18 protein-coding genes are annotated in these 21,685 nt (G+C 71.0%); 4 read left to right on the forward strand and 14 right to left on the reverse strand.

Annotated features, from left to right (window positions below; translation table 11 throughout):
• Nucleotides 1-160 precede the first annotated feature (160 nt).
• On the reverse strand, nucleotides 161-1,114 hold the full coding sequence (locus tag J3486_RS34840; protein WP_207827783.1) for an Ig-like domain-containing protein: 954 nt from the start codon (nucleotides 1,112-1,114) through the stop codon (nucleotides 161-163).
• Between the two features lie 291 nt (nucleotides 1,115-1,405).
• Between J3486_RS34840 and J3486_RS34845 the strand changes: the two genes are divergently transcribed.
• On the forward strand, nucleotides 1,406-1,957 hold the full coding sequence (locus tag J3486_RS34845) for a glycoside hydrolase family 25 protein (protein WP_207827784.1): 552 nt from the start codon (nucleotides 1,406-1,408) through the stop codon (nucleotides 1,955-1,957).
• Between the two features lie 16 nt (nucleotides 1,958-1,973).
• On the opposite strand, the gene J3486_RS34850 is transcribed toward J3486_RS34845, so the two are convergent.
• Nucleotides 1,974-2,669 carry an NADPH-dependent F420 reductase gene (locus tag J3486_RS34850; RefSeq protein WP_207827785.1) on the reverse strand — a complete coding sequence of 232 codons (696 nt, stop codon included), beginning with the start codon at nucleotides 2,667-2,669 and terminating at the stop codon, nucleotides 1,974-1,976.
• A gap of 27 nt (nucleotides 2,670-2,696) precedes the next feature.
• The gene (locus J3486_RS34855) at nucleotides 2,697-3,722 is read right to left on the reverse strand and encodes a zinc-dependent alcohol dehydrogenase family protein (RefSeq protein WP_207827786.1); all 1,026 of its coding nucleotides are present in this window, start codon (nucleotides 3,720-3,722) and stop codon (nucleotides 2,697-2,699) included.
• Nucleotides 3,723-3,824: 102 nt separating this feature from the next.
• On the opposite strand from J3486_RS34855, the gene J3486_RS34860 reads away from it, so the two are divergent.
• Nucleotides 3,825-4,757: an AraC family transcriptional regulator gene (locus tag J3486_RS34860; RefSeq protein WP_207827787.1), complete on the forward strand. Its 933-nt coding sequence runs from the start codon at nucleotides 3,825-3,827 to the stop codon at nucleotides 4,755-4,757.
• Nucleotides 4,758-4,889: 132 nt separating this feature from the next.
• Here the strand turns inward: J3486_RS34860 and J3486_RS34865 are convergent, their stop codons facing one another.
• On the reverse strand, nucleotides 4,890-5,588 hold the full coding sequence (locus J3486_RS34865; protein WP_374194808.1) for a FadR/GntR family transcriptional regulator: 699 nt from the start codon (nucleotides 5,586-5,588) through the stop codon (nucleotides 4,890-4,892).
• Nucleotides 5,589-5,799: 211 nt separating this feature from the next.
• On the opposite strand from J3486_RS34865, the gene leuA reads away from it, so the two are divergent.
• On the forward strand, nucleotides 5,800-7,506 hold the full coding sequence (leuA, locus tag J3486_RS34870) for a 2-isopropylmalate synthase (RefSeq protein WP_207827789.1): 1,707 nt from the start codon (nucleotides 5,800-5,802) through the stop codon (nucleotides 7,504-7,506).
• A 1-nt stretch (nucleotide 7,507) separates the two neighbouring features.
• Here the strand turns inward: leuA and J3486_RS34875 are convergent, their stop codons facing one another.
• The 10 genes from J3486_RS34875 to J3486_RS34920 form a co-directional block, all read right to left on the reverse strand.
• Nucleotides 7,508-10,222 carry a M4 family metallopeptidase gene (locus J3486_RS34875; protein ID WP_207827790.1) on the reverse strand — a complete coding sequence of 905 codons (2,715 nt, stop codon included), beginning with the start codon at nucleotides 10,220-10,222 and terminating at the stop codon, nucleotides 7,508-7,510.
• Nucleotides 10,223-10,356: 134 nt separating this feature from the next.
• Nucleotides 10,357-11,364: a helix-turn-helix transcriptional regulator gene (locus J3486_RS34880; RefSeq protein ID WP_207827791.1), complete on the reverse strand. Its 1,008-nt coding sequence runs from the start codon at nucleotides 11,362-11,364 to the stop codon at nucleotides 10,357-10,359.
• 60 nt (nucleotides 11,365-11,424) lie between these two features.
• Nucleotides 11,425-11,640 carry an EF-hand domain-containing protein gene (locus J3486_RS34885; protein ID WP_207827792.1) on the reverse strand — a complete coding sequence of 72 codons (216 nt, stop codon included), beginning with the start codon at nucleotides 11,638-11,640 and terminating at the stop codon, nucleotides 11,425-11,427.
• A 55-nt stretch (nucleotides 11,641-11,695) separates the two neighbouring features.
• Nucleotides 11,696-12,613, reverse strand: coding sequence for a MerR family transcriptional regulator (locus J3486_RS34890; RefSeq protein WP_207827793.1), 918 nt, complete (start codon nucleotides 12,611-12,613; stop codon nucleotides 11,696-11,698).
• A 67-nt stretch (nucleotides 12,614-12,680) separates the two neighbouring features.
• On the reverse strand, nucleotides 12,681-13,868 hold the full coding sequence (locus tag J3486_RS34895; RefSeq protein ID WP_207827794.1) for a YncE family protein: 1,188 nt from the start codon (nucleotides 13,866-13,868) through the stop codon (nucleotides 12,681-12,683).
• On the reverse strand, nucleotides 13,865-14,653 hold the full coding sequence (locus J3486_RS34900) for a polysaccharide deacetylase family protein (protein ID WP_207827795.1): 789 nt from the start codon (nucleotides 14,651-14,653) through the stop codon (nucleotides 13,865-13,867). Before J3486_RS34900 ends, J3486_RS34895 begins: the two co-directional genes overlap by 4 nt.
• A 297-nt stretch (nucleotides 14,654-14,950) precedes the next feature.
• Nucleotides 14,951-15,454 carry an ATP-binding protein gene (locus J3486_RS34905; protein ID WP_207827796.1) on the reverse strand — a complete coding sequence of 168 codons (504 nt, stop codon included), beginning with the start codon at nucleotides 15,452-15,454 and terminating at the stop codon, nucleotides 14,951-14,953.
• Between the two features lie 284 nt (nucleotides 15,455-15,738).
• Nucleotides 15,739-16,506 carry an enoyl-CoA hydratase/isomerase family protein gene (locus tag J3486_RS34910; RefSeq protein WP_207827797.1) on the reverse strand — a complete coding sequence of 256 codons (768 nt, stop codon included), beginning with the start codon at nucleotides 16,504-16,506 and terminating at the stop codon, nucleotides 15,739-15,741.
• Nucleotides 16,507-16,608: 102 nt separating this feature from the next.
• Nucleotides 16,609-17,811 (reverse strand): Ig-like domain-containing protein, encoded by a 1,203-nt coding sequence (locus tag J3486_RS34915; RefSeq protein ID WP_207827798.1) that lies wholly within the window; start codon nucleotides 17,809-17,811, stop codon nucleotides 16,609-16,611.
• 199 nt (nucleotides 17,812-18,010) lie between these two features.
• Complete coding sequence (locus J3486_RS34920) at nucleotides 18,011-19,231, reverse strand: Ig-like domain-containing protein (protein ID WP_207827799.1); 1,221 nt, start codon at nucleotides 19,229-19,231, stop codon at nucleotides 18,011-18,013.
• Between the two features lie 162 nt (nucleotides 19,232-19,393).
• On the opposite strand from J3486_RS34920, the gene glgX reads away from it, so the two are divergent.
• The gene (gene glgX, locus J3486_RS34925) at nucleotides 19,394-21,682 is read left to right on the forward strand and encodes a glycogen debranching protein GlgX (protein ID WP_207827800.1); all 2,289 of its coding nucleotides are present in this window, start codon (nucleotides 19,394-19,396) and stop codon (nucleotides 21,680-21,682) included.
• The last annotated feature ends 3 nt before the right edge of the window (nucleotides 21,683-21,685 follow it).

A 21,685-nucleotide genomic window follows, 5' to 3' on the forward strand; every position in this document is an offset into this window, starting at 1 on the left:
CGTTCACGTACATGTCCATGGTTCACGAACGCGGGTACAGCGTCTCCGTTGAGCGCAAGCCGGTCAATGGACATGACGAAAGAGGTCCGATCTCTGCCTACGAGATCGGACCTCTGCTCGTCCTGCTTCTGTGCGCCGGCCGGTGGGGCGGCTCAGTGCGTCACAGCGCGGCGGTCGTCCCCTCGCCCGAACCGCTCTCCGCCAGCCACTGGTCCCAGCCCAGGTTGAAGTCGGCGTAGCCGTTGTCGGCCGGGGCCTTCGCGCGCGGGGAGCCGGAGATGGTGACCGGGTCACCCTGCTTGACCTGCTGGTAGAACCACTTGGCGTCGGACATCGACAGGTGGACGCAGCCGTGCGAACCGCGCGCGCTGCCGCTGCCCGGGTTCGGGTCACCGGTCGAGTAGTGCACGTACGTACCGGACTGGGTCAGGTGCACGTCCCAGGGCAGCGTCAGGTCGTAGTAGTTGGCGCTGCCCTTGTCGCAGCTGATGCCGACGCTGCAGGAGGTCATGTGGACCTTCTCCTGCTTGTCGATGACGGCCATCGTGCCGTTCCAGGTCGGGTACTGGGCGCTGCCCGCGTTGATGGACAGGGTGCGCAGCGTGGACCCGTTCTTGGTGACCTTCATGGTGTGTCCGGTGACCGAGACGTCGGCGCGGACGTCGTCGCCGACCTTGAAGGTGTGGGTGTAACTGTGCACGCCGTAGCGGCCGTTGCCGTTGGAGACGCCCTCCATGTCGGCGACGACCTTCACCTGCGTCCCCGACGGCCAGTAGTCCTTGGGCCGCCAGTCGGCGCGCTTGTCGCCGAACCAGTGCCAGGCGCCGGCCACCTGCGTCGAGGCACTGACCTTCATGTGCTTCTCGACCGAGGCGCGGGCGCTCTTCGCCACCGGGTCGGTGAAGATCACCGATACGGGCATCGCCACACCGACCGTGGCCCCGGACTGCGGCATGATCGTCTCCAGGAGCATCGGCGGGCCCTTGGGCTTCGCCGGCGAGGGCGACGCGCTCGCGCTCGGCTTCCCCGAGGCCTTCCCGTCGCTGCCGCCCGCCTTGTCGTCACTGCCGCCCCCGCCGCAGGCGCTCGCCCCCACCAGCACCGCGACCGTCATGAGCGCGATCCCTATTCCGCCGCCCTTGCGCCGTCCCACGACCTGCCCCACTCTCGCTAGATCCGCGCCCCCCGATCGGGGCCCGGCCCACTGTCAGACCCCTCTTCGGGTGGGCTCAGTTGCACCGGCCCGTGTAAAGCGTGTTCCAAGAACACACGGGCTCACACCGCGGTCTCCCTTTCGACGGTTCACCTCGGCGATGTACGGGTGTCCCGAAGGTGACCACAGAGCCCGGTGTTTCCGGGACGATGGAGCTCCGACCTCGTCGCCCCACCGACCAGGAGGCCCCGCATGCTGCGCGGCATCGATGTCAGCTCGTACCAGTCCACGTTCGACACGGACGGTCTGTCGTTCGTCTTCATCAAGGCGACGGAGGGCCGCTCGTACGTCAATCCACGCCTCGCCCACCAGACGAAACTGGCCCGCGACGGCGGCTGCGTCGTCGGGTTCTACCACTTCCTGTGGCCGGGGAACCTGACCGCACAGGCCGAGTACTTCGTGAGCAAGGCCCCGGAGAAGGCGGGGGATCTACTGGCCGTGGACTGGGAGACGACCGGGGACGGCACCCACGCGAGCAACGCCGAGAAGGACCGGTTCATTCGCGAGGTCAAGCGGTTGCGGCCGGACAACCGATGCCTCTTGTACTGCAACCGCGACTCCTGGCTGCATCGCGATGCGACGTCGTACGCGGGCGACGGCCTGTGGATCGCCGACTACGTGACCGCCGGGAAGCCGCGCATCAAGGCGAAGTGGACCTTCCACCAGTACACGGACCACCCGCACGACAAGGACGTGGCCGCATTCGACAGCGAGAGCGCGCTGCGCGCATGGGCCACGCCCTGACCCGAGCGGGCGGGTCTCAGGCCCGCCACTCCGCCGTGCGCTCGGGGGACGCCGCGGCGAGGGCCTTGCGGACGGAGTCCGCGTCGGCGGCCATGCCGTAGACGGGGGTGCCGGGTTGCTGGCGCCACGACTCGTCCTGGCCGCCGTTGTCGACGGCGTCGAAGCCGATCTCGTCGAGGAGCGCGGTGACGACGGCCTTCGCCGCGGTGTCGTCACCGGAGATCGGCAGGGAGACGCGGTCCTGCGCACCGGCGGGGCGCGCCTTGTCGAGGATGTCGGCCGCGTACGTGCCGTTGAACACCTTCACGACGTCGTGCCCGATCTGGCGCTCGGTCCAGCGGCTCTCGGTGAGGCCCTCGTCCTCGATCCCCTCGATCTTCCCGTCGCGCTGCTGCGGGTAGTAGTTGCCGGTGTCGATCACGGTGACGTCGGGCGCCGCCGTGTCGAGGAGGCCCTTGGGGAGATGGGGGACGGCCCGGAGCGGGATGGTGACGACCACGACCTGCGCGTCCCGTACGGCGTCCTCGATGGTGGCGGGCGTGGCGCCCGTCTCCTCGGCGAGGGCCGTGAGGGTCTGCGGGCCGCGCGAGTTCGCGACGTGGACGTCGTGGCCGACGGCCGTGAAGCGGCGGGTGAGGTTGCCGCCGATGTTGCCCGCGCCGATGATGCCGATCTTCATGTCATGCCCTTCGCGAGATTCATGCACGTGCATGGAATGCGAACCTGGGCATCCATCCTGCTATTCCGCGATCCGTACGACGATTTTTCCGGTGTGCGTGTTGCTCTCCATGAGGCGGTGGGCGTCCTGGACGCGGTCGAGGCCCTCGAAGACCTCGGCGATGTGCGGGCGCAGGGCGCCGTCGCGCAGGCCCGTGGCCAGGAAGGCGTCGAAGCGGCGGCGGCCGTCGGGGGGCAGGAGGAAGTTGGCGTAGGTGTGAATGGTCTGCGGCCAGTTCATCGGGAAGGCGATCGGTCCGTCCAGCCAGCCGTAGACGACGATCGTTCCTCGGCTGCGCAACGCCGCCGCGTGGTCCGGGAGCCGGGGCCCGCCGATCGCGTCGAAGAGGATGTCCGCGCCGGTGCCGCCGGTGACGCGGTGGGTCTCCTTCGCGACGTCCTCGGTGTCGGTCACGATGACGTGCTCGGCGCCGAGGTCGAGGAGCGCCTGCTTCTTGGCCTCGGTGCGGGTGGTGGCGACCGGCACGGCGCCGACGCGCCGGGCGACCTGGAGGGCGGCGGTACCGACGCCGCTGGACGCGCCGGTGATCAGGACGTGGTCGCCGGGCCGCATCCCGGCGGTCTCGACCAGTCCGCCGTACGCCGTCGAGTACGTGAGCCAGGCCGCCGCCCCCGTGATCGCGTCCACGGTGCGGGAGCGGGCCACGACCGCCGTCGCGGGCAGGACGACCCGGTCGCCGTAGACGCCCTGGGTGCCCATCTCGATGCCGGGCCCCGTCATGACGGGATCGCCCGGTGCGAAGTCGGTGACGTCCGGGGCGACGGCCTCGACGACGCCGGACGCCTCGTAGCCGAGCCGCGATCCGGGCAGGGTCGGCTGGTAGTAGTAGGCGCCGGCGCGGAAGAGCGCCTCGGCGCGGTTGAGGCCCAACGCCTGGACTTTGACGAGGAGTTCGCCTGGGCCGGGCCGACGCAGGGGCACGTCGTGGACGCGCAGGACCTCGGGCCCGCCGAGTTCGTCGAAGAGGACGGCGCGAGTGGTGGTCACATCGGTGATCGCATCGGTGGTCACATCGGTGTTCGTCATGGCGTCGACGCTATGGGGGTCCGGTAAGACGTTCCATGCCTGCCGGTCTCACCTTCATGTCCGTACGTCTCAGAGGGTGAACTGCCGCGCTACGGTGGGGCGGTGGACATCCTCAGTGACGCCGTCGCCGCCATGCGCCTGGGGCGCCCGCACTCGGCGCTGCGGGACAAGTTCGCGCCGTGGGGGAACCGGTTCGACGCGCACAACGGCGCCGGGTTCCACGTGCTGCTGCGCGGCACGGCGTGGCTGCTGCCGGAGGGCGACGTGCGGCGCGCGGTCCGCCTGGAGGCCGGAGACGTGGCCTTCCTGGCGCACGGCCGCGGGCACGCCCTGGTCAGCGAACTCGACGTCGTACCCGAGGAGTTCACGCTCGCCCCGGACGGGACCTGGCCCGCTCCCCCGCCGCGTCCCGCGCTCGGCCCCACCCCCGACGCGGTGATGCTCTGCGGCGCGTACCAGCTGGACCGCTCGCACGCCCATCCGCTGCTCGGGCAGCTGCCGGACGTCGTGCACCTGCCCGCGCGGGTGGGCGCGCACCGGTCGGTGCGGGCGGCGGTCGAGCTGCTCGGCGAGGAGCTGGACGCGCCGCGCCCCGGTTCCGACACCATCGTGCCCGCACTCCTGGACACGCTGCTGCTGTACATCCTGCGGGCGTGGTGGCTGGAGCAGGGGCACGACGGCGCGCCCGCCTCCGGCTGGGCGGCGGCGCTGACCGAGCCGCCGCTGGCCGCGGCCCTGCACGCGGTGCACGGCGATCCGGCGCACGGCTGGACGGTGGCGGAGCTGGCGGCGTTGGGCGGTCTGTCGCGGGCGGCGTTCGCGCGCCGGTTCGCGGCGGCGGTGGGGATGCCGCCGCTGGCGTATCTGACGTGGTGGCGGATGACGACGGCGGGCCGGCTGCTGCGCGAGGCGGACCTCCCGCTGCGGCTCGTGGCCCACCGCACCGGCTACACCTCGGAGTTCGCGTTCGCCAAGGCGTTCAAGCGGGAGTTCGGGGTGGCGCCGGGGCAGTACCGCACAGCGGCCGCCGCGTAGCCGCCGGGCGGCCTCAGCCGGCCGCGGTCAGAGCCTGTCTTGAACCCCCGTCGTCCGCCCGGAGGGCGGGCGCAGCGGCGGTCGGTGCGTGCGACGAGCGTGCGTGCCGGGCGTCGGGGCGCAGGCGGGGGTTCAAAGACAGGCTCTCAGCTTGCCGAGCACCGCTTCCAGTTCCTCGCGCGCCACCCGTCCGGCCGTCTCGGCGTCCTGGGCCACGACCGCGTCGACGAGCCCGGCGTGGGCCGCGTCGCCGTGGTCGCGTTCGGCCCGCGGTACGTCCACGAGGTCGAGGAGGTCGAGGAGGCCCTGGCGCAGCGCGGGGGCGAACTCCGCGAAGAGATCGGTCAGTACGGGGTTGTGGGCGGCGGCGATCACGGTGGTGTGCAGTGCGATGTCGGCGTCCACGAAGGCGTCGCCGGGGCCGCCGGCCGCCGCGCGCCGCGCGTCCAGGGCCGCCCGCATCGCCGTGACGTCCTCGTCGGTGCGCCGCTCGGCCGCGAGCCGGGCGGCCTGGATCTCCAGGAGCATCCGGACCTCGTACAGGTCCGCGACGCAGGCCCTGCGCAGCCGGGCCGGGAAGTCCTCCGCGGGGCGGGTCGCGGTCACGAAGACGCCCGCGCCCTGGCGCGGGCGCACCATACCGGCCCCGGCGAGCGCGCGCAGGGCCTCACGGACCGTGGAGCGGCCGACGCCGAGGTCCTTGGCGAGGGTGGTCTCGCCGGGCAGCCGGGTGCCGACGGGCCAGACGCCGTCGGCGATCTGGGTGCGCAGCCGCTCCGCGGCCTGTTCGACGAGGGGGCTGGGGCGGAGCGGACCGACGGGCGACGACACCGGGTGCACCAATCTGTCGGAGTGAACTTGTCTGAGGAGTACTTGTCTGAGGAGCTGAGGTGTGGCTAGTGTACGCGGCATGATCCGCGGTCTCCTTCTTCTCGGCAGCCGCGGCGGGGCCTGACGCGACCGGCACCCCGCCGCGGGGTGCCGCGCTGCCGGTCGGTCCCCCGTCGAACGCCGAACCGACCACGAAGGACTGAGAAGCCTCATGTACCGCTGGAATCCGCAGCAGCCCTCCCCCATGCCGTTCCACCGCTACCGCCCCTACGACGAGCGCGTCAACGTCCCCGTACTGGAGCGGAGTTGGCCCGGCCGGCGGATCACCGAGGCGCCCCTGTGGGTCCCCGTCGATCTGCGCGACGGCAATCAGGCGCTCGCCGAGCCGATGGACACCGCGCGCAAGCGGCGCTTCTTCGATCTGATGGTGCGCACCGGGTTCAAGGAGATCGAGGTCGGCTATCCGTCGGCGAGCCGGACCGACTTCGACTTCGTCCGCCATCTGGTCACCGAAGGAGCGATCCCCGACGACGTCACCCCCGTCGTCTTCACGCCCGCCAAACCGGACCTGATCGAGCGCACCTTCGCCTCGGTCGAGGGGCTGCCGCGCGCGGTCGTGCACCTGTACATCGCCACCTCGCCGGTCTGGCGCGAGGTCGTCCTGGGCCGTACGCGCGCCGAGATCCGGCAGACCGTGCGGGAGGCCGCCGAGCAGATGGCGCGGCTGGCCGACGCCCGCCCGGACGCGCACATCCGCTTCCAGTTCGCGCCGGAGACCTTCAACCTCACCGAGCCGGACTTCGTCCTGGAGCTGTGCAACGAGCTGACGGCGCTGTGGGACGCGAGCCCGGACCGGCCGGTGACCCACAATCTCCCGACGACGGTCGAGATCGCCACCCCGAACGTGTACGCGGATCAGATCGAGTACATGAGCCGCCACCTGGACCGCCGCGACGCGGTGATCGTCTCCGTGCACCCGCACAACGACCGCGGCACCGGTGTCGCCTGCGCCGAACTGGCCGTCCTCGCGGGCGCGCAGCGCGTCGAGGGCTGCCTGTTCGGCAACGGCGAGCGGACCGGGAACGTGGACCTGGTGACCCTCGCCCTCAACCTGTACACGCAGGGCGTCGACCCGAAGCTGGATCTCTCCGACATCGACGCGGTCCGCGCGACGGTGGAGCACTGCAACCGGCTGCCGGTCCACCCCCGCCACCCGTACGCGGGCGACCTGGTCCACACGGCGTTCTCCGGCACCCACCAGGACGCCATCAGCAAGGGCTTCGCGCACCGCGCCGCGCACCCGGACGGCCCGTGGGAGGTGCCGTACCTGCCGGTCGACCCGGCCGACCTGGGGCGTACGTACGAGGCGGTGATCCGCGTCAACTCCCAGTCGGGCAAGGGCGGAATGGCGTATCTGCTCAAGGAGCACCACGGCGTCGACCTGCCCCGGGGGATGCGTCCCGGGTACGCGCGGCTGGTGCAGGAGGCGACCGACGACAGCGGGCGCGAGGCGCGCCCGGAGGAGCTGTACGCGCTGTTTCGGGCGGAGTATCTGGAGGCCGCCGCATCCGGCCGCGTACAGCTGCTCGGCGATTGGTCGACACAGCGGGAGGGCGCCGTGCACCGCTTCCGCGGGACCGCCGAAGTGGACGGCGACGTGCGGGAGCTGGACGGCAAGGGCAACGGCCCGCTGGACGCCTTCACCGACGCGCTGCGGGCCGCCGGCGTCGATGTCGACATCCGGGACTTCGCCCAGCACGCCCTCGGGTCGGGACCCGACAGCGAGGCGGTGGCGTACGCGCACTGCCGGGCCGGTGACGTACGGGAATGGGGTGCGGCCCGGGACACCTCGGTGCTGTCCGCCTCCGTGGGGGCGGTGCTGTCCGCGGTGAACCGGGCCGCCGGCCGGGCGGGTTGAGCTAGCTCTCGCAGGTACCGGCGAACGTCTCGCGGGTCACCACGTCCGTCGCGGCGGACGTGGTGTCCAGCCACGCGATCCGCTGTCCGTCACCGAGGGACGGGGCCATCTGGGCGCCGGAGGAGCAGGAGACGCGCTGCCACTGCGGCTTGGTGCCGGAGAACAGCTCCTCCGTCTTGGCCACCTGGACCTTGCCCGGCTTGTTCCAGGCGCCGAGACCGCCCCAGAAGTCGAACGTGGAGTACGCGAAGTACTCGTCCGTCACGGAGAACTGACCGACGTAGGTCATGCCCGGGTAGACCAGGGACTTCAGCTTCGAGTCGTCGCCCAGGGGCGCCGAGCCGAAGGACGAGCTCGGGATGAGGAAGCCGCCGTTGGAGCGGTAGAAGACACGGTCCTTGGTGAGCTGGACGTCCATGATCGCGTCGGTGAGGTAGCCGGTGATCCGCTTGGCGCGGGTCTGGCCCGTGGCGATATCGTACGTGTACAGCCAGGTGCCGTCGGCGCCGGCCCAGGCGAGGGCGCCGTCCTTCATGGCCAGGCGGTACGCCTTGGTGCCGGCCTCCGGCGTGAGGTTCACGGTCGTGCCGTCGGCCTTGCGGAGCATGACGTCCTGCTCGCCGTCGGCCGTGGTGGAGATGTAGGCGAGGGCGCCGTTCTCGGTGACGGGCTCGGTCTCGTCGGCGTCGGGGGTGTCGACGACCTTCTTGATCTCGCCCTGGCCCTTGTCGCCGGCGCCGTAGATGCCGATGCCGTCGGCGCCGACCCGGGTGAAGACGACGCGGTCCTTGTCGAGGGACGGGTCGAGCAGGTAGGCGTCGTCCTGGGCGAGTTCGTGGTCCGAGTCGCCCTCCTGCTTGCTGAACCGGCCGACCGTGATGCCGAACGCGGCGGAGCCCCGGTCCCAGGCGATGGCGTCGCCGTGCCCGATGGCGTAGACGTCACCGCTGATCTGCGCGGCCTGCTCGTCGATGCCGCTGTACACCTCGTAGGCGGGCAGCACGTCGGCGCCGATGGTGGTGCCGTCGTGGGTGCCGCCCTTGGCCTCCCAGCCGTCCTCGATGCCGTGCGCGTCGAAGGCGGCGGCGATCTTCGCCCGGTCGTCCGCGGAGACCTTGAGGGACTTGGCAGCCAGCGTCACCGCGTTGCGCATCTCGGTGAAGCCGGACAGCGGGGTGAGGTAGTTCTGGGCCGCGCGGTAGACGATCTGGTCCGCGAGCTTCTTGTCGAGCGTCTTGCGCATGTCCCACAGCGCGCCGCCGACGATCGTCGAGTTGTAGTGGACACCACCGTTGTCGATGTCGAGCGGGATCGGCTCGTAGTCCTTCTGCGCGTTGCGTCCGTCGTTGAGGTCGCGCAGCGCGCACTCCTCCAGCGACTTCGCGCCGTTGCACAGGTACTCGCCGATGAGCCCGGAGTTCGGGTCGTCCATGGCGACGCCCTTGTCGGCGGTCTCCATGGCGTTGCCGAAGTAGTCGGAGATCGCCTCGTTGAGGGCGCCGGACTGGTTCAGGTAGACCAGGCCCGCGCTGTGCTCGGTGACACCGTGGGTCATCTCGTGGCCGACGACGTCCAGGCCGACGGAGAGCGGTACGCCGTCCATGTGGCCGTAGACCATCTTGGAGCCGTCCCAGAAGGCGTTGGCGTAGTCCTTGCCCTTGTTGGAGACGTTGACGACGGAGTAGACGGAGCCGCCCTTGCCGTCGATGCCGTCGCGGCCGATCTCGTTCTTGTAGAACTCGTAGACCTTGGCGGCGTTGAGGTGCGCGTCGACGGCGCCGGACGAGGTGTTCGTCCCGTCGAAGCGGTCCGTCGCGGACGCCACGAGCGGGATGTCGTCCGCGACCGGGCCGCCGGCGACGTCGAGGTAGGTCTTGCGCTGGGCGTCGTAGGTACGGATCTGGCCGCCGGTCTCGGCGTACATGCCGCGGGTCGAGTCGACCAGCGTGTACGAGCCGTCGGCCTCCTTGTTCACCTCCAGCTTCGCCTCGCTGCCGTCGACGCGGACACCAGTGGCCTGCGCGGGCGCGGCGTCGGCGGCGTCGACGTTGTTGTAGGAGAGGGCGATGCCGCCGACCCGGGCGTCGACGTACGCCTCCTGGCGGACCGGGCTGCCGTCCTGCCGGGCGCCGGTGACGGTGAAGTGCCAGGCGAGGCGGCCGCCCTGGGCGTCGGGCAGCACGGTCAGGCCGTGCGCCTCGGTCTTCGCGCCCTCGACGCCGCGCAGCCCAGCGTCGAGCACGAACAGGCGCTTCTTCGCGGTGCCCTCGTCGACCTTGGGCGTCGTGGAGACCGTGAGCTCGGTGTAGAGGGTGCCGGTGGCGGAGGTGACCTGGCGGGCGTCGCCCTCCTGCTCGGTCTGCACCGCGTACTCGGCGCCGAAGACGGGGACGCCGTCGTGCTCCTGCTGGAAGCGGACGGTGGTCTGGTCGCCGTCCTTCGTCGTACGGACCGTCTTCAGATCGGACGCGGGCACCTTGTAGGTGTCCTGGTGGTCCGCGATGTGGGCACGGGCGGCCTGGGCGGGGGTGCCGCTCCTGGCCTCCTTGTCGAGACCCTGGGTCATGACGGGCGCCACCGGGACCGGGGCGCCGGCCGCCGCGGTCGTGCCGGGCGTCTCGTCGGCGGCCCAGGCGGGCCCGGTGAGCAGTGCGGAACCGGTGGCGGCGGCCACCACCCCCGCGGCCACCACCCGGAGTATCGGTCTCTTGGCCACAACGTCCTCCCCATCACACACAGAAACGTGGGGCTCAAGGGCCCCACGCGATCGGTGAACTGATGGTTCGCCATCCGGAGGGCCCGGTTCAAGGGATCACCGGTGGCGTGAAGTGGCCCTGGCGCAAATACGCCTCAGCCGGCGTCCGGCTCCAGCCAGCCGGCCCGCGCCGCGTGCCAGCCGAGCTGGAAGCGGGTCGCCGCGCCGGCCCGTGCCATCAGCGCGCGCAGCCGCCGCTGCACCGTGCGGTGGCCCATGCCGAGCTGGCGGGCGATGGCGGCGTCGGTCAGTCCGACGTGCAGCAGGGCGAGAATGTTGCGGTCGGCCGCGTCGATCGGATCGTCGTCGAGCGGCTCCTCCACCATGCCGACCCGCAGTGGGGTGGCCCGGTCGTAGCACTGGTCGAAGAGCGACTGGAGCGCGGTGAGCAGGCCGCTGCGGTGCACGACGAGCGCGATCGGCTCGGTCTCCTCGCGCTCCGGGTCGAGCGGGAGCAGTGCCGTGCGGCGGTCCGCGATGATCATCTTGATCGGCACCCGGTCGGCGACGGTGACGCTCTGCCCCTGCTCCACAAGCAGGTTGACGGCGGCGGCGGTCTCCGGCCGGTCGAACCAGCCGCGCTCCATGACCGCACGCAGCTGCACCCCGCGCGCCATGGAATCGCGCTCCACCTCGTCCAGGCCCTCCTCCGCGGAGAGCGCGACCGGCGCCCTGCGCGCGGGGATCAGCGAGCACACCTCGTGCTGCGCCTCGCGGCCCATGGCGAGCAGCCTGCGGCGGATCGCGGCGGCCCCGGACAGCACTTCGACGGGGGCGCCGGAGGCCCGGTTCTGGGCCGCGCGGTGGCGCTCGGACAGCTCGGTGACGAAGTGCTCGACCTGGTGGAGTGCGCCGCGGCGGGCTTCCAGGAGCGGGCCGAGCGCGAGCAGCGGGGAGGCGGCGCGGTAGCGCGGAGCGGCCCCGTGCGCGCCGAGCCGGGCGCTGGCCAGGCCCCGCTCGACGAGCACGTCGAGGGCGCGCGTCACCTCGTACAGGCTCAACGGGTCGGTCAGCGCGGCCGGTTCGCTGTCGGGGCGGTCGACGAGCTGCCGGTAGACGGCGTCCTCCTCGGGGGCGAGCCCGAGCAGGGTGAGGAGGGACACGTCCGCCGGGGCCGGACCCTTGCGGTCCGGCCCGGGCGGGCGCGGTGCGTGGCTCAGTTCTCAGGCCTTGTTGAGGTTGGCCCAGAACTCGTCGAAGGACAGCACCTTGTCCCCGTTGGCGTCCTGCCGGGCGATGAGGACCTCGGCCACCGACTCGGTGACGTTGAAGTCGCCCATCTGCGCCATGGCGCTCTTGTACTCGGCCGCCGTGATGAAGCCGTCGCCGTCCGCGTCGAACCGGTCGAACGCCTTGCGTGCTTCCTCGATGCTCGCCACCGGGACCACCCCTCGTTTACGTACTGCTCTTGTTGCCGTGTTGACGGGGGTCAGATTATCCGGCCGGGTGGGCGCGCAGTGCAGCCAGTACCCATGCGAACTCGGGACGGTGCGCGGGCTGCGCGGGAGCGCCCTTCAGGACGGACAGCAGCTCGCGGTAGCGGGCCACCTCGTCGTCCATGGTGGCGAGCAGCCGGTCCAGGACCAGGGCCCGGTCGGTGCCGGCGCCGAGCAGCTCGTCGAGGACCGCGTCGGCCTCGGCGGACTCCGGGGCGGTGTCCCGGCGCAGCGCGTCGCCCGCGAGCTCGACCAGCTTCGCCAGGAACTGCAGGGAGGCGCCGGGCCGGTCCTCGGGCGAGCGGTCGCTCGCGTTGGACTCGGCGGCCCGCCGCATCTTCTGCTTGAACCCGGGGTCCTGGAGCAGTTCGGCGAGCTCGACCCAGGCGTCGACCTGCTCGGGCGTCGGGTCGTCGGGCAGTCCCGCGCTCATGCCGCGCATCCGCTCCTGGATCACCGGGTCGACGGTGTCCAGGCCGCGCAGCATCTCCTCGGCGAAGTCGTCCATGATCCGCTTGCGTTCGGCTGCGGACAGGCGGGCCAGCTTGTTCATCAGGGCCATCTCCTCGGCGCTCGATTTCCGCTTCGCGACCGTGGACAGCACCGCCCGGTTCACCCGGAGCACCTGGATCTGCGCGTCGAGGGCCGCCACGTGGGCGGCGGCCACCGCCGCGACGTCCTGCTCCCCGGCCAGGACCGTGCGTACGTCGTCCAGACCGAGGCCCAGTTCGCGCAGGGTCCTGATCAGTTCCAGGCGGGCCACGGACTCGGCGTCGTAGAGCCGGTATCCGCCGTCGCTGCGGGTCACGGGGTGCAGGACCCCCTCGTCGGACCAGTAGCGGATGGTGCGCACGCTCAGTCCCGTGCGCCGGGCCAGCCGGCCGATGGTGAGCAGCGGGGCGCTGTCGTCGGTCATGTCCCGGAGTCTGTGCCTTCCAGTGGGTGGAGACTCAAATGCCCGGCGACGGCTGCTGTCGGACGTCCTACCGGAAGATGCCAGTGTGGCCCAGCGAGTAGCGGCCCGGCTGCGGGTAGACGGCGAGCCCGTGGGGCCCCTTGCCGACCGGGATGCGGGCCAGCTGCACGCCGCTCCTGGTGTCGATGGCGTACACCTCGGCGTCGTAACGGCCCGACAGCCACAGGACGTTGCCGTCCGCCGAGACGCCGCCCATGTCGGGGCTGCCGCCCTCCGGGAGCTTCCACTTCTTGGTCAGCCGGTTCTGCGGGAAGTCGAAGACGGAGATGGTGCCCTCGCCGCGGTTGGAGATGTACATCTCCCGGGAGTCGCGGCTGATGTAGAGGCCATGGGTGCCCTTGCCGGTGGGCAGCAGCTTGGGTGTGGAGAACGTGTCGCCGTCGAGGACCCACATGCCGTTGGCCATCATGTCGGCGACGTAGAACCGCTTGCCGTCCGGGGAGACCTTCACGTCCTGCGGCATGGCCCCGGCGAACGGCAGCTTCTGCTGACCGATCACCTTCATCCTCGCGGTGTCGACCTTGAGCAGCTCGCCGCTGAACTCGCAGCTCACGATGAAGTAGCGGCCGTCGAGGGAGAAGTCGGCGTGGTTGACGCCGTAGCAGGAGACCGGTTCGGTGTGCTGGATCTTCATGGTGTGCGGGTCGCGGAAGACCAGTTCGCGGTCGAGCGAGGCCATCACGACGGCGTGCTTGCCGTCGGGTGTGAAGTAGAGGTTGTACGGGTCGTGGACGTCGACGGTGGCCCCGGCCCTGCCGGTCTTCGGGTCGATCGGGGTGAGCGTGTTGCCCCGGTCGTTGTTGACCCACAGGGTCTTCATGTCCCAGGACGGGACGACGTGCTGCGGCTGACGGCCGACCGGGATCGTCTCGATCACCTCGAAGGTCTTCGGGTCGATCACGGAGACGGTGTCGGACTCGGTGTTGGGGACATAGACCCGGGAGGGGAAGTCCTTGACCACCGGGGAGAGCTTGTTGGGGCGGTCGGCGGCGTAGAGGTCCTCGGGGTCGAGGACGGGCGGCATCCCGGGCAGCCCGTGGACCACCGGGCTCTGCTTCTGCTCGACGGGCTTGACCGGCTTGATCGCGTCCGGTGCGGACCGGTCGCCGAAGGACCCGGTGCCGCAGCCGGCGAGCGCGGCGAGAACGGTGGCGGTGGCGGTCAGCAGCAGGCCGGTACGGCGGGAGAGGTTCACGAGAGCAGCTCCGTGCAGGTGACCGCGGACAGGCCGCGGCGGGCGAGGTGGTCGAGGAGGGGCGGCAGCGCGGCGATCGTGTCCCGGTAGCCGAAGTGCAGGCTGACGATCGAGCCGGGGCGCACGGCCGAGGTGACGTTGTCGACGACCGCCGCGGGGCCCGGCGAGGTGAAGTCCAGCGAGTCGACGTCGTACGAGAGGACGTGCGGGTATCCGGCCCGCTCGGCGAGCCGGGTGACGAGCGGGGTGGCGCGCTGGGCGCGGGAGGGGCGGAACCAGGTGCCGACGCTGCCGGTGAGGCGGCGGATGCGGGTGGCGCAGCCGGTGATCTCGGCGGTGGCGTCGGCCTCGGACAGGTCGTTGACGCCGATGTGGTGCAGCGTGTGGTTGCCCAGGTCGTGGCCGCCGTCGAGGATCCGGCGGGCCATGTCGGGGTGTGCGTCGAGCCAGGTGCCGACGGCGAGGACGGTGACGTGGGCGCCGGCCCGCTCGGCCTCCTTGAGCACCGACCGGGCGACGGCCGGGTCGCCCTGGCCGTGGAAGGTGAGGGCGACCCGGTCGCGGGTGCGCGGGCCGTGGTCGATCTGGGCGGGCTGCCCGGGGAAGCGGCGGGGCTGCGGGGCGGCGCGCGCCGCGGCGGTGCTGCGGTGGGCCTGGGGAGCGGTGGCGGTGGTGGCGGCCCGCTCGGTGGCGGCGCAACCGGTGGCGAGGGCGGCGGTGAGTCCGGCGCCCGCGCGCAGGGCCGAGCGGCGTCTGATCGGTTCAGCCTGAGTCACCCGCCCCATTTAAGGGCGATCAGGGAGGAAAGCCTCCTACCGACCCGGGCGCCTTAATAAATGCTGAACGCGACCTGTACTGATCCTTCATTTGCGAGGCTCATGACCCTTGTCACCAATGATTCATTTGGCCCTTCCTGGGGTCGTCTGCCATGATCGGTGCCACGACCCCCATTGACCCGGGCCAGGTCGTCTTCAGACGCCGCGGAGTACACCCCCACGCCCGCGGCGCATCACACGAAAGCCCCCGCGGCTCCGCACGACGGAGAAAACGGGGGCTTTCGTGCGTCCGGGGACGCCGCGGGGTCAGCGGTCGGCGACGCGCATCTCGAACCAGGTCGTCTTGCCGCGCGGCAGCAGATCCACGCCCCAGCGGTCGGAGAGCTTGTCGACGAGGAAGAGGCCGCGCCCGGAGACGTCCAGATCGTGCACGGGCATGAGGCAGGGCAGTCCGCGGGACGGGTCACGGACCTCGACCCTGATCCAGCCGCGCCGGCGCAGCATGCGCAGACCGAAGACGCGGGCGCCGGTGTGCCGGACCGCGTTGCCGACGAGCTCGGAGACGAGCAGGACCACGTCCTCGGTCATCTTCGGGGACAGGCCCCAGTGCCGCAGGACGATCACCTGGGCGAGCCGGCGGGCGGTGGCCGCCGATTCCGGGCGCGACGGCAGCGGCACCTCCGCCTCGGTCGGATTGCCGAACAACTCCAGCGCGCGCAGCGCGTGTTCGTCCTCGACCGCGGGAGACCAGCGCGACGCGGTCGCACCGCCATGCCTCCGCGGCTGTTCGACACCCTCAAGCCCCGCCATGCCCACCATGATGGCCGCACGACCGGGGTCTTGGGGCCGTTCCGGCTGAATAAGCCCCCCGGAACGCCTCATTCCGGAGGGCTCTTCCGGCATATGCCACTGGCAGTTAAGGGATGGTTGCGCCCTACCTGACCTGCGACGACTTACCGTGCGCGAGCAGGCGTTGATCGTTACGGCCGAGGATCTCTTAAGGTTCCCTTAAGGCTGCGATAATCCGCTCCAACGGGGGACGTGATCAACTCAGCTTGCCCGAAAGGGAGTTGACGACGCGACCGGGAGGCCCGTCAGGCGAACTTCGCCTTGCCGGGACCTTCCTCGACAAAGCTGCGCATACCGGTCTCCCGGTCCTGGGTGGCGAACAGGCCCGCGAACCAGTTCCGTTCGATGGCGAGCCCGGTCTCCAGGTCCGTCTCCAGACCCGCGTCGATCGACTCCTTCGCGGCGCGCAGCGCGATCGCCGGGCCCTGCGCCAGCTTCGCCGCCCAGGCGTGCGCGGCGCCGAACACCTCGTCCGCCGGGACGACGCGGTCGACGAGACCCATGACGAGCGCCTCGTCGGCCTTCACATGGCGGCCCGTGAAGATCAGGTCCTTGGCCTTGGAGGGGCCCACGAGGCGGGCCAGACGCTGGGTGCCGCCGGCGCCGGGGATCAGGCCGAGCAGGATCTCGGGCTGGCCGAGCTTGGCGTTCTCGGCGGCGATCCGGTAGTCGGCGCACAGGGCCAGTTCGCAGCCGCCGCCGAGCGCGTAGCCGGTGATCGCGGCGACCACCGGCTTGGGGATGCGGGCCACCGCGGAGAACGAGTCCTGCAGCGCCCGCGCCCTGGTGACCATGGCCGCGTGGTCCATGGCCTGCATTTCCTTGATGTCGGCGCCGGCCGCGAAGACCTTCTCGCTGCCGCGCACCACCACGGCCCGCACGTCGTCGCGGGCCGTGGCCTCTTCCGCGAGCTCCTTGATGCGGTCCTGGGTCGCGATGTCCAGGGCGTTCATCGGGGGGCGGGCGAGGGTGATCGTGCCGACGCCTTCGGAGACTTCCAGGGTTACGGTCATGCTCCGCAGGTTAGCGGGCGTTCACCGGGTTCCCTCAAGCCCCTCCGGCGCTTGAGGAGCGGGGTCCGGGGCGGAGCCCCGGACCCTCGGCACCGTCGCGGGCTACTTCTTCCAGTCGGCCCAGGACATGTTCCAGCCGTTGTACCCGTTGTCAGGGGCCACCGTCTTGTCGTGGGAGTGCTTCACGATCACCACGTCACCGATCATCGACCGGTCGAAGAACCACGCGGCCGAGACACCGCTGTCGTAACCGCCCCGGACGTCGCGCAGCCCGATGCAGCCGTGGCTGGCGTTGTAGTTGCCGAACGCGTCGCCACCCCAGTAGTTGCCGTGGATGAACGTGCCGGAGGTGGTCAGGCGCTGGGCGTGCGGGACGTCCTTGATGTCGTACTCGCCGCCGTAGCCGACCGTCTCGCCGTTCATGCGGGTCACCTTGAGGCGCTCGCTGATGACCATCTGGCCGTTCCACGTGTCGTAGCCGGGCTTGCCCGTGGTCACCGGGATCCTCTTGATGACCTTGCCATCGCGCTTCACGGTCATCATCTTCGTCTTCACGTCGACCGTGGAGATCTGACTGCGCCCGATGGTGAACTTCACCGTGCGGACCTGCTTGCCGTAGACACCGGGCCGGCCCTCGACACCGTCGAGGTTGAGCTTGACGGTGACCTGGGTGCCCTTGGCCCAGTAGTGCTCGGGGCGGAAGTCCAGGCGGTCGTTGCCGAACCAGTGGCCCTCGACGTCGACGGCCGGCTCGGTCTTGATCGAGATGGCCTTCTCGACGTCCTCGGGGTGCGTGATGCCCCGCGTGAAGCGGACCGAGAACGGCATGCCGACGCCGACCTTCGAACCGTCCTCGGGCGTGAAGGTGCCGACGAAGGTGTTCTTCGGGGTCAGGGTGGTGAAGGAGGTGTCCTTGGCCGACTCCCGGCCGTCCTTGTCCTTCGCCACCGCGTGCACCTTGTACTTGGTGGAGGAGGCGAGGTGGTGGTCGGGGGTCCAGGTGGCGCCCGCGTCCGTGAGCTTTCCTTCGACCGGGTTGCCCTTGTCGTCGGCGACCTCGACCTTGCTCAACTTGCCCTTGTCGGCGCTGACCTTGAGCGCCCCGCTGGTGGCCACGTCGTCCGCGCCGTCCTTCGGCGCCACGGTCACCACGGCGACCGACGCCTTGGTGTCGTCACCGCCGGCCTTGCCCGATTTCCCCTTGCCGTCGTTCCCCGAGTCCGAACCGCCCCCGCCACCGCACGCGGTGACGAGCAGCAGCGCCGCTCCCAGCAGAGCGGCCGATATCGGCCGTCGCCCGTTCAAGATGTTTCTCCCCTCGCCAGGCCCCGGTCCAGGGCCCGCACCCCTGCGCGTCCGCGCGCGCACTGCGAAAGATAACCACACGACCTGGGAAAACGGAGCCCCGAACTATGTCACCGTTTAGTCCCAACCGCCGGTGCCCCACCCCCCTTTCGGACCGCTGCGTGTCTGCCGTCCGGGCACCGGCTCCCCCTGCCGATGGCTAAGAGCCGACGGCTCCCCCGGCCTTCCAGCTCTCCCAGTCCATGTTCCAACCGCCGAGCCCGTTGTCAGGAGCCACTTTCTTGTCAGCGCTGTTCTTCACCTCGACGACATCCCCGATGAGGGTGCGGTCGAAGAACCAGCCCGCGGGCGTGAGGGAACTGCCGCCCTTGACGTCGCGCAGGCCCACGCATCCGTGGCTGACGTTCGTCGAGCCGAAGGCGCCGCCCGACCAGTAGTTGCCGTGCAGGAAGGTGCCGGAGTCGGTGAGCCGGATCGCGTGCGGCACGTCCGGGATGTCGTACTCGCCGCCGAACCCGACGGTGCGGCTGTTCATGCGGGTGACCTCGTGCATCTCGGTCACCACCATCTTTCCGTTGTACGTGGTCGAGCGCGGCGCCCCCGCCGTGATCGGCAGCGTGTCGACCAGTTCGCCGTCGCGGACGACCTCCATGGTGTGCGCGGCCGCGTCGACCGTGGAGACCTGGCTGCGCCCGATGGTGAAGGTGAACGACTTGTACTGCTGGCCGTAGACGCCCGACGCGCCTTCGATGTCACGCAGCCGCAGACCGACGGTGACCTTGGTGCCGGGTTTCCAGTACTTCCGGGGCCGGAAGTCGAGCCGCTCCTTGCCGAACCAGTGCGGGGCGATCTCGACGGCGGGCTTCGAGGTGACGCGGATCGCGCGCTCGACGGCGGCCCGGTTCTCGATCTCCCGGTTGAACGCCACCTTCACGATCATGCCGGTGCCGACCGTGGCCCGGTTCTCGGGCGTGACGTAGCCGATGAAGCGCTCGTCGGGGACGGAGGTGGTGAAGGTGGTGTGGCGGGCCATGCGCCGCCCGTGGTCGTCGACGGCCACCGCGTCGACCGTGTACTGCGCGGCGAGCGCGAGCCGGTCGGCGCCGGGTCCCGTCGGCCGCCACCGTGTGCCGTCCTCCTCCAGGCGGCCGGGCACCGCCTCCTCCTGCGCGTCCTGGATCCGCACCACCTTCACGGACTCCAACTTGCCTTCGGGAACCTGGACTTGGAGCTTCCCGTCCGCCGTCACGTTCTTGCTCGCGTCGTCCGGCGTGACACGGATCAGATCCTCCGGCGTCCGCGGTTTGCCGAGCACCTCGCCCGCGTCGCAGCCGGCGAGTGCGCCGACCAGTCCTGCCCATGTCAGTACGGCGGCCAGTGTCGCCCCTGCGCGCCGCGCGCGCCTCACAGCTGTTCTCACGCCAGGCCAACGACGTTCCCCCCATTGGGGAAACGTGAGTGCGACCCAAGCTCTGGGCAGAACAGTGAGGAGGGCCAGTGGGGAGGGTCGGAGGGGAGCGCGGCCGGGACGCCGTACGCCCTTCTCCCGCCCACCAGTCGCGGAGCCGCGGGAGGCTGACAGGTGTCGAGCGCACCCGAGCAGGAGGCCGTGCAGTCCGACGCGCGCAAGGGCGTGCCGGGCGGCAGGGCGGGCAATGGGCGACCGGTGTCGTCCGCGCTGATCGCACGCGGTACCGACCAGGAGCGCAGGCCTCCGGTGGAACCGGTGTGGCCGGGGGCGCCGATGCCGCTCGGCGCGCGCTTCCGCGTCGGCCCGGACGGCGTCGCGGGCACCAACTTCGCGCTGTGGGCCGGGGGCGCCGACTCCGTCGAGCTGTGCCTGTTCGACGAGGAGGGGCGCGAGACGCGGGCCCCGCTCGCCGAGTTGACGCACGAGATCTGGCACGGCTTCGTGCCGGACGTGCGCCCCGGGCAGCGCTACGGCTTCCGGGTGCACGGCCGCTGGGATCCGTGGACGGGCGCCCGCTGGAACCCGGCGAAGCTGCTCCTGGACCCGTACGCGCGGGCCGTGGACGGGGAGTTCAGCCTGCCGCCCGAGGTCTACGGGCACGTACGGGACTGGCCGGAGCAGCATGTCGCCGACACCGTGCGCGACGACCGGGACTCGGCGCCGTACGTCCCCAAGGGCGTGGTGGTGCACGACGACGCGCCCGACGACGAGTGGGCGGACGACCGCAGGCCGAAGACGCCGTGGGCGGACTCGGTCATCTACGAACTGCACGTACGCGGCTTCACACGCCGGCACCCCGGCATCCCCGAGGAGTTGCGGGGCACGTACGCGGGTCTGGCGCACCCGGCGGCGATCGAGCACCTGGTGAAGCTCGGGGTGACGGCGGTGGAGCTGCTGCCCGTCCACCAGTTCGCGCACGAGGACCACCTGCTGCGCCGCGGCCTCAAGAACTACTGGGGCTACAACTCCATCGGCTACTTCGCCCCGCACGCGGCGTACGCGGCGTCCGGCACGGGCGGGCAGCAGGTCGGCGAGTTCAAGCGGATGGTGCGGGCGCTGCACGACGCGGGCATCGAGGTCATCCTCGACGTGGTCTACAACCACACGGCGGAGGCCGGGGAGTTGGGCCCGATGCTGTCGCTGAAGGGGATCGACAACCGCGGCTACTACCGCCTCCAGGGCGACGCCCGCCGGTACGCCGACTACACCGGCTGCGGCAACACCCTGCACGTCGTGCAGCCGCACGTGCTGCGGCTCATCACCGACTCGCTGCGGTACTGGGTCACGGAGATGGGCGTCGACGGGTTCCGCTTCGATCTGGCGGCGGCGCTGGCCCGTTCGATGCACGACGTCGACATGCTCTCCCCGTTCCTCGCGGTGATCGCCCAGGACCCGGTGCTGCGCCGCGTGAAGCTGATCGCCGAGCCGTGGGACGTGGGTTCCGGCGGCTACCAGGTCGGCGCGTTCCCGCCCCTGTGGACCGAGTGGAACGACCGGTACCGCAACGCCGTACGGGACTTCTGGCGGGGCGCGCTGCCCGACGTACGGGATCTGGGGTACCGCCTGTCCGGGTCGAGCGACCTGTACGCCTGGGGCGGGCGCAGGCCCTACGCCTCCGTCAACTTCATCACCGCGCACGACGGGTTCACGCTGCGCGACATGGTCAGCTACGAGCGCAAGCACAACGAGGCCAACGGCGAGGGCAACCGGGACGGCTCGAACGACAACCGTTCGTGGAACTGCGGCGTGGAGGGCGAGACGACGGACGCGTCCGTACTCGGCTTGCGCAGGCGGCAGTTGAGGAACCTGCTGACGACGCTGCTGCTGTCGACCGGGGTGCCGATGCTGGTCGCGGGCGACGAGTTCGGCCGCACCCAGCGCGGCAACAACAACGCCTACTGCCAGGACAACGAGATCAGCTGGGTGGAGTGGGGACTCCTCGACGACCCCGGCTGGCGCTCCCTGTTCGACCTCACCGCGCGCCTGATCGAGCTGCGCCACTCCCACCCGGTGCTGCGCCGCCGCGCCTTCTTCTCCGGCCGCGCCCACTCGGCGGACGGGCTGCGCGATCTGGCCTGGTTCACGTCGCGCGGCACGGAGATGACGGAACGGGACTGGTACGCCCCCGCGGCGACGCTCGGCATGTATCTCTCCGGCCGCGACATCCCGGGCCGCGACGCCCGCGGCGAGCCGGTCGAGGACGACAGCTTCCTGGCCGTGCTGCACGCGGGCGACCGCGCGGAGAGCTTCGTACTGCCGGGCGAACCGTGGGCGCGGGAGTACGAGGTCGTGGTGGACACGGCCGAGGAGGAACAGGGCGTCGCGCCGGCCGTGGTGCACCGGGCGGGGACCGTGGTGACGGTGGGGGCGCGGTCCGTGGTGCTGCTGCGGGTGCGCTAGGTG

This window comes from Streptomyces sp. VRA16 Mangrove soil (assembly GCF_017377775.1).
Taxonomy (GTDB): domain Bacteria; phylum Actinomycetota; class Actinomycetes; order Streptomycetales; family Streptomycetaceae; genus Streptomyces.

What these genes read in the sequence shown, in the direction of transcription:
- J3486_RS34840 (WP_207827783.1), bottom strand. Translation starts at nt 1,114, where the DNA reads ATGACGGTCGCGGTGCTGGTGGGGGCGAGCGCCTGCGGCGGGGGCGGC.
- J3486_RS34845 (WP_207827784.1), top strand. Translation starts at nt 1,406, where the DNA reads ATGCTGCGCGGCATCGATGTCAGCTCGTACCAGTCCACGTTCGACACG.
- J3486_RS34850 (WP_207827785.1), bottom strand. Translation starts at nt 2,669, where the DNA reads ATGCACGTGCATGAATCTCGCGAAGGGCATGACATGAAGATCGGCATC.
- J3486_RS34855 (WP_207827786.1), bottom strand. Translation starts at nt 3,722, where the DNA reads ATGACGAACACCGATGTGACCACCGATGCGATCACCGATGTGACCACC.
- leuA (WP_207827789.1), top strand. Translation starts at nt 5,800, where the DNA reads ATGTACCGCTGGAATCCGCAGCAGCCCTCCCCCATGCCGTTCCACCGC.
- J3486_RS34890 (WP_207827793.1), bottom strand. Translation starts at nt 12,613, where the DNA reads ATGACCGACGACAGCGCCCCGCTGCTCACCATCGGCCGGCTGGCCCGG.
- J3486_RS34900 (WP_207827795.1), bottom strand. Translation starts at nt 14,653, where the DNA reads ATGGGGCGGGTGACTCAGGCTGAACCGATCAGACGCCGCTCGGCCCTG.
- J3486_RS34905 (WP_207827796.1), bottom strand. Translation starts at nt 15,454, where the DNA reads ATGGCGGGGCTTGAGGGTGTCGAACAGCCGCGGAGGCATGGCGGTGCG.
- J3486_RS34910 (WP_207827797.1), bottom strand. Translation starts at nt 16,506, where the DNA reads ATGACCGTAACCCTGGAAGTCTCCGAAGGCGTCGGCACGATCACCCTC.